Origin of the sequence: Bacillus sp. J33 (assembly GCF_000518885.1) — a bacterium.
Taxonomy (GTDB): domain Bacteria; phylum Bacillota; class Bacilli; order Bacillales; family Cytobacillaceae; genus Cytobacillus.
Genome location: NZ_JAEL01000062.1, coordinates 21,872 through 32,993, shown reverse-complemented (window position 1 = coordinate 32,993; position 11,122 = coordinate 21,872). Strand labels below are relative to the sequence as shown.

Sequence of the window (11,122 nt, the reverse complement as noted above, 5' to 3'; positions counted from 1 at the left end):
TTGTTACAGATAGGTGGGGATAAACTGCCCATAAAGGCCCGATTGGTTCAACTAACCATCCGTGGAAGAACACCACGGATGGAAGTTTCACTTTAAGAACGAATTTCTTCTTCAGCAATCACTTCTGTCAAACGGCTAACAAGCTCGCTGATTCGCTCATCCTTCATGCGGTAGCTGACAGGATTGACAATCAGCCTTGAAGTAATGCCGACGATTGTCTCGTATTCCACAAGTCCATTTTCTTTAAGTGTACGGCCGGTTGAAACGATATCGACAATCCGGTCTGCAAGCCCGATCATTGGTGCCAGCTCAATGGAACCGTTCAGCTTGATGATTTCAACCTGCTCTCCCTGCTCGCGGAAATAAGCAGCCGCGATATGCGGGTATTTTGTAGCGATTTTAGGGGCAACAGCATTTAGCTTTGTGTTTGGCAAGCCTGCAACGGCAAGATAGCAGGCACTTATTTTCAAATCGAGAAGCTCGTAGACATCACGTTCTTCTTCCAGCATTACATCCTTCCCTGCAATCCCGAGGTCGGCCACACCGTGTTCCACATAGGTTGGCACGTCCATCGGCTTAGCAAGGATAAATCGGAATTTTTCTTCCGGCACATCTATAATCAGTTTTCGCGAATCATCAAATTCAGGCGGCAGCTGAAAGCCTGCCTGGCGGAGCAATTCGGCCGCTTCCTCGAAAATGCGGCCCTTAGGCATCGCAATCGTTAATACATCACTCATTTTACGCTCTCCTTTCCAGCTTTTCCGACTAAAAAGGTAATATCCTCATACTGATTTGTGCAGGCATCGAGATCTTTCACACCGCTGATATCCTGGAGGACAACTTTCCTTCCAGATTCACGCTGTTCCTTTGCAAGCTGGAATGCTTCTTTGCGGCGCTCCGGGCTGTATAAAATGCAGTATACTGGTTCAGCTGCTTTATTATCCTCGAGTGCTTCTAGCAAGCGGTCCAATCTGATTGCAAAACCAGTTGCGCCAGTGTCTTTTCCGAACTTTTGAAGCAGCAGGTCATAGCGGCCGCCATTTCCGATTGGGAAACCAACATTGCCGGCATATACTTCAAAAAGAATGCCTGTATAGTAGCTCATATGGCTGACAAGCGTTAAATCAAATCTGACCGTATCGTCCTGGCCGTAATCCTGCATGATTCCCCATAGCTGCTGAAGCTCGGAAAGGGCTTTTTTGCCAGTGCCGTTTTCGAGCAGCCCATAAGCCAGCTCAATCACTTCTTCCCCTCCCCTTAATTTAAGGAAATCCAGAAGCCTTTGTTTATCGATTGAAGACAGGGCCAGGCTCTTTACATGCTCCCTATACCCTACATAATTCTTTTCATATAAGAATCTTGTTAAGTTTTCGACTCTTTCTTCCGTTCCTAAAATCTGCTGGAAAAAGTCACGCACGAATCCGATATGACCGGCTGAAAGCTGGAAATTTTGGAGGCCCGCTTCTTTTAAAGCTGAAATCATCAGCGCCATACCTTCTCCATCTGCACTGATTGTATGGTCGCCGATGCATTCAACGCCGATCTGTTCAAACTCCGCTGGGCGTCCTCCTTCCCGCTGCTGGGCGCGGTATACGTTCGCGGAATATGCCAGTCTGATCGGCAGTTCATCTTTTAATAGCCTTGAAGCAGCAACCCTGGCGATTGGCGCTGTCATGTCCGGGCGCAGAACGAGTGTATGGCCCTGCTGATCCAAAAGCTTGAACAGCTGCTGATCGAGAATCGCAGACGCTGATCCTACCGTTTCGTAATATTCCAGCGCAGGCGTTTCAATAAACTGGTAGCCCCAGCGTTTCATTTCTTCCTGGATGGATGATCGGACCGCTGCTTTTCTTTCATACAAATCAGGTAATGTATCTCTCATGCCTAACGGCTTTTCAAACATAAATAATCGGCTCAAAGTATTCACCTCTACGAATTAAAAAATTCCGAATCCTTTAGTTCACTAATATGGTAGCAAATTGAAGTTATATGTAGTTTAACGTGCAATCCCGATGGCGTCAACCAAAAGAATGAAGAAAAATAGGGCCCTGCATAAAAAAAGCTCCTTTTGGCTTAAAAGGAGCTTTTTTACATAGTTTGTGCTTTTAGATGGAAGGTTATTTGAACGATGAGTGGATTTTACATGTTTGCGGCACGGTCACCCTAATATCTTAAACAAGGCAGTGGCCAGGATTACGCTTTGGAAAGCTGATATGCGCGACTTTCCAAATTTATGCTTTATTTCGCAGCATTTATGCACCACTTTCAAATTATATGAACCGCTTTCTAATGTTTTTGCGCCACTTTTTAAAAATATGCACCACTCCTTGATCTGACGCGTTTTCACTAAAGGTCTGATTTAGCATAAAAAAACTCCGCCAGCCTATGCCAGCGGAGCCTTCTTGCCATATATCGGATCGTCCGCCCAGCGAGCGGCGAGTTCTTCCTTTGTATAAATCACACGCATCGGGTTCCCGCCGACGAATGCACCAGCTGGAACATCCTTATGGACGAGTGTCCCAGCCGAGACGATGGCGCCATCACCGATCGTAACCCCGGGCAGGATCGTGGAATTGGCGCCAATCATGACTTCGCTGCCAATTTCAACCGCGCCGAGGCGGTACTCTTTGATTAAGTACTCATGTGCGAGAATCGTGGTATTGTAGCCGATGACCGTGTTGCGGCCGACGCTGATTTTTTCCGGGAACATGACATCCAGCATGACCATGAGCGCGAATGACGTCTGGTCACCGACCTTCATACGCAAAAAGGTCCTGTAAAGCCAATTCTTCATGCCGAGAACTGGCGTATAGCGCGCAAGCTGGATCACGACAAAGTTTTTGACGACCTTCCAGAACGGAACGGTTTTATACACGTGCCAGAGAGAATTGCCGCCCTCAACCGGGTAACGCTCCGTTTTCCTCATTTCTTTTCTGCCTCGAGGATATCCAGCAGGTCAGCCATATTATCTATCATATAATCAGGCTCGAAACGGGCTAAAAACTCCCGGCCTTTCGCTGTCCAGGCGACCCCTGCTGTTTTTGTGCCAGCGTTTTTCCCGCCTTCAATGTCATGGGAGTTATCCCCTACCATGATGGCCTCATCCGGCTTCGCATCCAATAAATTCAATGCTTTTAAAATCGGCTCCGGATCCGGCTTCGGTTTTTCAACGTGATCCAGCGTAACTACGACATCAAAGAATTGATCAAGCTTTGTCAGCTTTAAGCCCTTTTCAACTACGTTTGAAACCTTTGTTGTTACAATGCCAAGCTTATAGCCGGATTCTTTTAATGTACGCACTGTTTCAAAGACGCCTTCGAATTCCTTCACAAGGACGTCGTGGTTTTTAATATTGTACTCCCGGTAGACAGCGATCATTTCCTCCACTTTTTCCGGGTTGATGGACTCAAATGTTTCATGGAGCGTTGGCCCCATGAAAGGAAGGACATCCTCCCGCTGATAGCGGTCAGGATAATATTTTCCGAGCGTATGCAAAAATGAAGAAATAATTAGTTCATTTGTGTCGATCAGTGTTCCATCTAAATCAAATAATATCGTGTTAATGCTCATAGGTTGCTTCCTTTCTTTTTGCCAGATCAGCACGGTTCCAGATCATTGCGACCACAAGGGTCAGGACAATCGCCACACCCAGCCGGATAAGCAGGAGCGGCAATACCGGAATGCCCAGCGGCACAAAAATCAGTGTATCCTCCACGACTGCGTGGCAGGCAACGAGGAACACAAATGCGATCGTTACATCTTTTTTGCTGACGCCATCTTCCTTCACTGCCTGGATCATGACGCCAGCCCCGTAAGCGAGGCCGAACACCAATCCGGCTGCAAGCGTTGTTGACGTATTTTCCTTCATGCCCAATACTCTGGTAACAGGTGCCATCCATTTTGAAAAAACAGCCAGCCATTGTTTGTCTTTTAAAATTTGAATCGCCACCATTAGCGGTATAACAATGAGGGCCAGCTGGAAAATACCAAGCAAAGCAGTTTGCAGTGCATCCATCAGGATCGGCACCACTCCGGATACCTGCTCCTCTTTTCCCGGGACAAATCCATACTTAGCCTTTTCTGAACCGCCATGCCAGACAAGATTGATGATAATCGCACTTAAGAGCGCAAGGCCGAATCTTACAGCCAGAATAATCCAAAGCTTAACGCCGACCTTTAGGGCTACACCCGTTTCAATCAGTATATTATGAGAAAAAGACAGCATGACTGCGATAATAAAAACTTCTTTTACCGTGAGATCAAGGGTTAAAATAGCCCCGATTCCGGCATACAAATTTAAAAAATTCCCCAAAACAAGCGGTATGGCTGCATCTCCTGACAGCCCAATCAGATTCATGAGAGGCGTGATCAGCTTTATTACCCACGGAAGCACTGGCGTATGCTGCAGAAGCGCCACGATCAGCGTAACCGGGAAAATGACTTTCCCAAGCGTCCATGTTGTCTTTAAGCCGACCATCAGCCCCCGTTTGGATGATTCAACCAGCATCTTTACTCTCCCTTTTTCTGTGCTTCTTCTTTATCCAAATAGCAGGCGTCTGCAAGGCCTGCTTTTCTTCTATAGAAAATAAGGGCCAGCGCGACAATGATGAGAACAATTGAAATGGTCTGCGCGATTCTTAGCGATTCGGTAAGCATCAGGCTATCTGTCCGCAAACCTTCTACGAAGAAACGGCCAATTGAATACCAGATCACATACGTGAGGAAAAGCTCCCCGCGGCGGAGATTCACCCTTCTTAATAATATAAGGATAACAAACCCGATAATATTCCAAACCGATTCATACAAAAATGTCGGATGGTAGTAAGCTCCATTAATATACATTTGGTTAATGATAAATTCAGGCAGGTACATATTTTCCAAAAAGGCGCGGCTGACTTCCCCGCCGTGCGCTTCCTGGTTCATAAAGTTTCCCCAGCGGCCGATTGCCTGCCCTAAGATTATGCTTGGTGCCGCAATATCAGCAAGCTTCCAGAATGAAATCTTCTTTTTCTTTGCAAAAACATATGCAGTAATGACGGAACCAATTAATGCTCCATGAATAGCAATTCCGCCATTCCATATTTTTATGATTTCTCCGGGGTTTTGCGAGTAAAAGTCCCATTGGAAAATAACATAATAAATCCGTGCTGAAATAATGGCAATGGGAATGGCCCACAGCATTAAATCGGCAAAAATATCTTTTGGAAGTCCCCTTCTTTCCCCTTCCCTCATCGCGATAATGAGAGCCAGTGCAATCCCGATCCCGATAATAAGGCCATACCAGTGGACTTGAATCGGTCCAAGGGAAATGGCAATTGGATCGAGCGGCTGAATATTGTTTTCCATGATCACTTCTCCTTCTCGTCTTTTGGTTTCTCTATTTATGGAGTCAGTAGCCATTTTTCAGGTTTCAATCAAACGTTTGATTGAATTTAACGGTCTTCATGATCGCCGTCTTCAATCACATCTGACAAGCGGTTTGTAAACTGCTCGGCCGCATTCACGCCCATTCGTTTTAAACGGAAGTTCATCGCTGCGACTTCAATAATAACAGCAAGATTTCGTCCAGGGCGGACCGGGATGGTCAGCTTCGTGATTTCCGTATCGATGATTTTCATTTTCTCTTCATCAAGTCCAAGGCGATCGTACTGCTTTTTCGGATCCCATAGCTCGAGATTCATGACGATGGAGATTTTTTTATAACTTCGGACTGCCCCTGCTCCAAACAGCGTCATGACATTGATAATGCCAAGGCCGCGGATTTCAAGCAAATGTTCAATTAGTTCCGGCGAGTTGCCTACTAAATAATCTTCGTCTTCCTGCCTGATTTCCACACAGTCGTCTGCAACAAGGCGGTGTCCCCGTTTTACGAGTTCAAGAGCGGTTTCACTTTTACCTACTCCGCTTTTTCCGGTAATCAGCACCCCTACACCATAGATATCGACTAGAACGCCATGGACTGCAGTCGTTGGTGCAAGCTTGCTCTCCAGAAAATTGGTCAGCAAGCTGGAAAAGCGGGTTGTTTTTTGCTTGGAGCGAAGAAGCGGTACAGACTCGCGCTCGGCTGCCTCCACTAGCTCTTCAGGTATGTCCAGTTCGCGGGTGACAATGATGCCCGGTGTAATATCCGTACACAAGCGCTCAAGGCGGCTTTCACGGTCTGTATCATTTAATTTTTCCGCAAAGGTAAGCTCTGTTTTTCCCAGCAGCTGAATCCGTTCTGCGGGATAGTAATCAAAATAGCCGGCCATTTCAAGCCCAGGGCGTGAAATATCACTTGTTGTTATCGGCCGGTTGATCCCTTCCTCTCCGGCGATCAGTTCAAGGCCGAATTTTTCTATTATATCTTTTGTGCGCACTTTTACCATAATGAGCTCCTCCTCTATGCTGGCAATTCCGATGTGATTTTCTTTTATATAAAAAAACAGCCTGCTATAAGTTCCCTCTAACGCTGATTAACGGACAGGAAAATTCGCTTATTTCATATTATCTTAGAATCCTGATGCCACTTTCAGNGAATTANCTGTCCGTAAAGGCCCGGTTTTGAGCTCAGGCTATAAGCGACGTCTCCCAAAAGCATCCGCTTTCGGTCGTGCGAAGTCTCTCTGCCGCAGCTTTCCTTGTCCTGTCGCAACGCCTGAGTGNCCCGCGTCCTGCNGGCCTCAACTAACCGTCAGCTAAAGAACAGCTGACGGAAGTTTCACTTTATCGCTGATTAACGGACAGGAAAATTCGCTTATTTATATTATATTAAAATCCTGATGCCACTTTCAGTGAATTAACTGTCCGTAAAGGCCCGAATTTGAGCTCAGGCTATAACCGCGACGTCCTGTCGCAACGCCTGAGTGGCCCGCGTCCTGCAGGCCTCAACTAACCGTCAGCTAAAGAACAGCTGACGGAAGTTTCACTTTATCGCTGATTAACGGACAGTAGAATTCACTTATTTTATTTATCTTTTAATCCTTATGCCATATTCAGTGAATTAACTGTCCGTAAAGGCCCGATTGGTTCAACTAACCGTCAGCTAAAGAACAGCTGACGGAAGTTTCACTTTATTTTAGCACTTTTTAGCGCAGAACCAAATTTCTGAAAACGATTTTTACAAAAGTTTAAGTATGGGCCCTTTTGCTCAATCCGGTTATGTATGGACAATTTTTCGGATTGGACGGCGTATAGTTATGGTAAGGCATGCATGAACTCTTTAACAATATAAAAATATGAATAAATGGTATAGACAACTATACTGTTCCTTGGTAATATTAGTATGTAAGCGGATTCATTGACATTTTTAGTTTTTTGCACTTGTATTCTATTTTTTGGCTGTGTTAAAGATTTTTGTTAATTTTAGCACCCTGTTGATTGGAGCGGAAGGCGGGAGACCCCGCAGGTGCGAATGCACCGAAGCGCTTCGGACCGCCCGCTGTAAGCTTGAGTGCCTCGTGCTGAAATCAACAGGCAAATTTAACAGAGCCTACTTTTTAAAAAGAGGGGGAAAAAGCTCATGCGTAAAGAAGAACGCTTGGCGAAAGAGATTACGGAGCAGTTGGGCGGCACCGGCAATATCGCAGAATTGGCTTCCTGTATGACCCGGCTTCGTGTAAAACCGGTTGATGCAAGCAAGGTCAGCCTCGAAGGCATCAAGGATATTGATGGAGTAATGGGCGTTGTTGAAGCGGAGACACTGCAAATCATTCTCGGGCCGGGAATCGTCACAAAGGTGGCAGACGAGGTTTCGAATATGACAGGAAAGCGAGTGGCGTCTGTGGATGAAGACGAGGAGGTCGACACTTCATTAGAAGGACTGGCAGCCCGTACGAAAGCCGGACTAAATGAAAAAAATGCGACTCCTTTCAAGCTATTCCTGAGAAAAATAGCGAGCATCTTTATCCCGCTGATCCCGGCGATTGTTGCATCTGGTTTGATTGCAGGGATCAATAACGTAGTCATCAGATCAGGAGCAGATCCGGAATCAACGATCGTTCAAATGCTTGACTTAATTGGCTGGGGTCTTTTCAGCTACCTCGGTGTGTTTGTTGGGATTAACACGGCTAAAGAATTTGGCGGATCTCCAGCACTTGGCGGCGCGGCCGGTATCCTGTTAATTAACCCAGGCCTTGCGAATGTGACTCTTTTCGGTGAAGCCCTTGTCCCTGGCCGAGGCGGCTTAATCGGCGTCATGCTCGCTGCTGCGCTTGTGGCATTTTTGGAAAAGAGAATCCGCAAAGTGGTTCCATCAGCTGTTGATATTATCGTAACTCCGACACTTGCTTTATTAATCACCGGCTTTGCGACATTCTTTGTTCTGCAGCCTTTGGGCGGATTCCTCTCTGATATCATTACAAAAGGATTGCTTGGCGTTCTTGATGTCGGCGGCATCCTTGCAGGTCTGGTACTTGCGGGAACATTCCTTCCGCTTGTTGTAACCGGATTGCATCAGGGCTTAACACCTGTTCATATGGAATTGATCAATACAATCGGCGATGACCCGCTCCTGCCAATCCTTGCAATGGGCGGCGCCGGCCAGGTTGGTGCCGCATTTGCCATCTATTTCAAAACAAAAAATGCCCGCCTGAAAAAGGTCATCAAAGGCGGTCTTCCAGTTGGAATGCTCGGCATTGGCGAACCGCTTATTTTCGGGGTAACCCTTCCATTGGGACGCCCATTCCTAACAGCATGTCTCGGGGCTGCTGTCGGCGGTGCTTTCCAGGCCTTCTTTAAAATCGCTACAATTGCCATCGGGGTTTCCGGCATACCGCTTGCCTTCCTCGTCCATACAAATCAAATCGTGCTGTACCTGATTGGCCTATTAATCGCCTATGCATTCGGCTTCCTGTTCACATGGATGTTCGGATTCAAGGAAGAAATGGCTAAGAATATCTAAAACAAGTAAAGAAGGAGGAGATGTTCCTCCTTCTTTACTTATGAGGACACATTTTTTAAAAATTCGGACAAAAAAGAGGTAAACATGATGCTTGGTATATCAGTGTATCTATCAGAAGAACGCCAAGCCCAGAACGCGGAATGGATTGAGCGGGCAGCTTCTTTTGGCCTTACATCCATCTTCACTTCCCTCCATATTCCTGAAGATGACCACAGGACATATAAGCATTTGCTTCAGGACCTTGGGGACCTTGCCAAACAGCATGAGATGGAGCTGCTGGCGGATGTTTCTCCGCAGTCTTTGGGCCATTTGGGATTGGATTGGGACTCGATCGAGAGCTTGCTCGAATGGGGCCTCGCTGGCATCCGGGCGGATTATGGATTTTCCTCCTCTCAAATCGTGGAACTCTCGAAAAAAATGAAACTAGGAATCAATGCCAGTACGATTTTTGCAGAAGAGCTGCAGGAATGGCTGGGTCTTGGTTTGAATGCCAGTAATGTAGAGGCCTGGCATAATTTTTACCCGCGGCCTGAAACTGGCTTGGATCGAGCTTTTTTAATAGAACGAAACCAATTTCTAAAGAGCATGGGGATAACGACAATGGCTTTTGTTCCTGGGGATGGCGTTCTTCGCGGGCCAATTTTTGCGGGATTGCCGACCTTGGAAAAGCACCGGGACGGTTCCCCTGCTGCTGCGGCGGCTGAATTAATGAACAGCTGCCATACAGATAAAGTGTTAATCGGCGACCATTCGGTAAAGGACGAAACACTGATTCAATTAGCTAAAATTTCTGAGGGTGTTGTCCCTCTTCGCGTAGAGCTGCTGAGTGCACAGCATCATGGGGATCTTTTTAATAAAATCCATACAAACCGCATGGATCCTGCACGGGATGTGGTCAGGTCAGTCGAATCAAGGTCATATGCCCAGCAGGGACAGCAGAAATGGGAACCAAATAACCAGCTTGATCGTAAAAAAGGAATGGTGACAGTTGATAATATCCTTTATGGGCGTTATGCAGGGGAAATGCAAATCACGCGGGCAGACCTTCCGCAGGATGAACGCGTTAATGTGATTGCAAGAATTATAGAAGAAGACCTCCCCCTGCTGGATGAAATCAAGGCGGGAACCAAATTTCAATTAATCGTGAGGGATCAAGGATGAATCTTACAAAGCTTAATACAGAGCAGCGAAATCCGAAAACAATGGATATCGATTTAATGACAACAGAAGAGATTATTACAATCATTAACCAGGAGGACACCATTGTTCCCAATGCCATTGAAAGGGAAATTCCCCACATCGTAAAAGTGGTGGACGAAATTGTGGAAAGCTTTAAAAAAGGAGGCCGTCTTATTTATGTAGGCGCTGGTACATCAGGGCGCCTAGGCATTATCGATGCTTCTGAATGCCCGCCAACGTATGGCACTGATCCGGAAATGGTTGTCGGTATTATCGCGGGGGGCAAGGAAGCAATGACCGAAGCGGTTGAAGGTGCTGAGGATGACAGCGCGCAGGGCCGCCAGGATGTAATCAATATTGATTTGACAGATAAAGATGTGCTTGTTGGAATTGCGGCAAGCGGCCGCACTCCTTACACAATCGGCGCACTTCAATACGGAAATGAAATCGGTGCAGTTACGGTATCCGTTGCGTGTACAAAGGATTCCGAGATGGAGAAAATTTCTAAATATACGATTGCGCCAATCACCGGCCCGGAGGTGGTTACAGGTTCTACCCGGATGAAAGCTGGGACGGCGCAAAAGCTTGTGCTCAACATGTTAACGACCGCTTCCATGATCAAACTTGGAAAAGTGTATGGAAACCTCATGGTGGATGTGCAAATGACGAACGAAAAGCTTTTTAAGCGTGCTGAAAACATCATCAAAATGGCAACAGGTGCAACAGATGAGGAAGCCAAAGCTGCCCTATTGGAGCAAAAGCATAATACAAAGGCGGCAATCCTGCAGATTTTAACAGGATTGAAAGGTGAATCGGCTGCAGAGCTGCTGAGAAGGCATAACGGCTATTTGCGGGAAGCGATTGCGGAATTTCATTCGAAGTAAGTGTGTATCTTCCTCACAATTTCTGCTGCGGCATTGCATTAGAAATTGGCAATATTGAGATATCTGCGAAAAAGCTTGATATATCCGCGATATTTTTAATAAATCCGCGAAAACCAATTATTTATCCGCAAAACTAATTAAAGGGATAGAAATCAGCACCCTGCTTTCTATCCTTTTT

10 protein-coding genes are annotated in these 11,122 nt (G+C 46.3%); 3 read left to right on the top strand and 7 right to left on the bottom strand.

Features of this window, described 5'->3' with window-relative positions:
* Positions 1-92: 92 nt before the first annotated feature.
* The 7 genes from hisG to hprK all read right to left on the bottom strand — a co-directional run bounded on the left by hisG (position 93) and on the right by hprK (position 6,368).
* Positions 93-737, bottom strand: coding sequence for an ATP phosphoribosyltransferase (gene hisG / locus L634_RS0117300; protein ID WP_026583532.1), 645 nt, complete (start codon positions 735-737; stop codon positions 93-95).
* Complete coding sequence (locus tag L634_RS0117295) at positions 734-1,918, bottom strand: ATP phosphoribosyltransferase regulatory subunit (protein ID WP_026583531.1); 1,185 nt, start codon at positions 1,916-1,918, stop codon at positions 734-736. Before L634_RS0117295 ends, hisG begins: the two co-directional genes overlap by 4 nt.
* A 465-nt stretch (positions 1,919-2,383) precedes the next feature.
* Entirely contained in the window at positions 2,384-2,926 is a 543-nt protein-coding gene (locus L634_RS0117290) for an acyltransferase (protein WP_026583530.1), read from the bottom strand.
* The gene (ppaX, locus tag L634_RS0117285; RefSeq protein WP_026583529.1) at positions 2,923-3,570 is read right to left on the bottom strand and encodes a pyrophosphatase PpaX; all 648 of its coding nucleotides are present in this window, start codon (positions 3,568-3,570) and stop codon (positions 2,923-2,925) included. Before ppaX ends, L634_RS0117290 begins: the two co-directional genes overlap by 4 nt.
* A complete protein-coding gene (locus tag L634_RS0117280) occupies positions 3,560-4,507 on the bottom strand; it encodes a nucleoside recognition domain-containing protein (RefSeq protein WP_026583528.1) in 948 nt (315 codons plus the stop codon). Before L634_RS0117280 ends, ppaX begins: the two co-directional genes overlap by 11 nt.
* Positions 4,508-4,509: 2 nt before the next feature.
* Positions 4,510-5,346 carry a prolipoprotein diacylglyceryl transferase gene (lgt, locus tag L634_RS0117275; protein WP_026583527.1) on the bottom strand — a complete coding sequence of 279 codons (837 nt, stop codon included), beginning with the start codon at positions 5,344-5,346 and terminating at the stop codon, positions 4,510-4,512.
* Between the two features lie 86 nt (positions 5,347-5,432).
* Positions 5,433-6,368, bottom strand: a complete 936-nt coding sequence (gene hprK, locus L634_RS0117270) for an HPr(Ser) kinase/phosphatase (RefSeq protein ID WP_026583526.1) — start codon at positions 6,366-6,368, stop codon at positions 5,433-5,435.
* Between the two features lie 1,133 nt (positions 6,369-7,501).
* Between hprK and L634_RS0117265 the strand changes: the two genes are divergently transcribed.
* The 3 genes from L634_RS0117265 to murQ all read left to right on the top strand — a co-directional run bounded on the left by L634_RS0117265 (position 7,502) and on the right by murQ (position 10,944).
* Positions 7,502-8,881 carry a PTS transporter subunit EIIC gene (locus tag L634_RS0117265; protein WP_026583525.1) on the top strand — a complete coding sequence of 460 codons (1,380 nt, stop codon included), beginning with the start codon at positions 7,502-7,504 and terminating at the stop codon, positions 8,879-8,881.
* Between the two features lie 87 nt (positions 8,882-8,968).
* On the top strand, positions 8,969-10,042 hold the full coding sequence (locus tag L634_RS0117260; protein WP_026583524.1) for a DUF871 domain-containing protein: 1,074 nt from the start codon (positions 8,969-8,971) through the stop codon (positions 10,040-10,042).
* Positions 10,039-10,944, top strand: a complete 906-nt coding sequence (gene murQ / locus L634_RS0117255; protein ID WP_026583523.1) for an N-acetylmuramic acid 6-phosphate etherase — start codon at positions 10,039-10,041, stop codon at positions 10,942-10,944. The genes L634_RS0117260 and murQ overlap by 4 nt, the downstream gene beginning before the upstream one ends.
* Positions 10,945-11,122 lie beyond the last annotated feature (178 nt).

Excerpts from the sequence above, each read along its gene's own strand:
- hisG (WP_026583532.1), bottom strand. The coding sequence starts at position 737 with ATGAGTGATGTATTAACGATTGCGATGCCTAAGGGCCGCATTTTCGAG.
- L634_RS0117290 (WP_026583530.1), bottom strand. The coding sequence starts at position 2,926 with ATGAGGAAAACGGAGCGTTACCCGGTTGAGGGCGGCAATTCTCTCTGG.
- ppaX (WP_026583529.1), bottom strand. The coding sequence starts at position 3,570 with ATGAGCATTAACACGATATTATTTGATTTAGATGGAACACTGATCGAC.
- L634_RS0117280 (WP_026583528.1), bottom strand. The coding sequence starts at position 4,507 with ATGCTGGTTGAATCATCCAAACGGGGGCTGATGGTCGGCTTAAAGACA.
- lgt (WP_026583527.1), bottom strand. The coding sequence starts at position 5,346 with ATGGAAAACAATATTCAGCCGCTCGATCCAATTGCCATTTCCCTTGGA.
- hprK (WP_026583526.1), bottom strand. The coding sequence starts at position 6,368 with ATGGTAAAAGTGCGCACAAAAGATATAATAGAAAAATTCGGCCTTGAA.
- L634_RS0117265 (WP_026583525.1), top strand. The coding sequence starts at position 7,502 with ATGCGTAAAGAAGAACGCTTGGCGAAAGAGATTACGGAGCAGTTGGGC.
- L634_RS0117260 (WP_026583524.1), top strand. The coding sequence starts at position 8,969 with ATGCTTGGTATATCAGTGTATCTATCAGAAGAACGCCAAGCCCAGAAC.
- murQ (WP_026583523.1), top strand. The coding sequence starts at position 10,039 with ATGAATCTTACAAAGCTTAATACAGAGCAGCGAAATCCGAAAACAATG.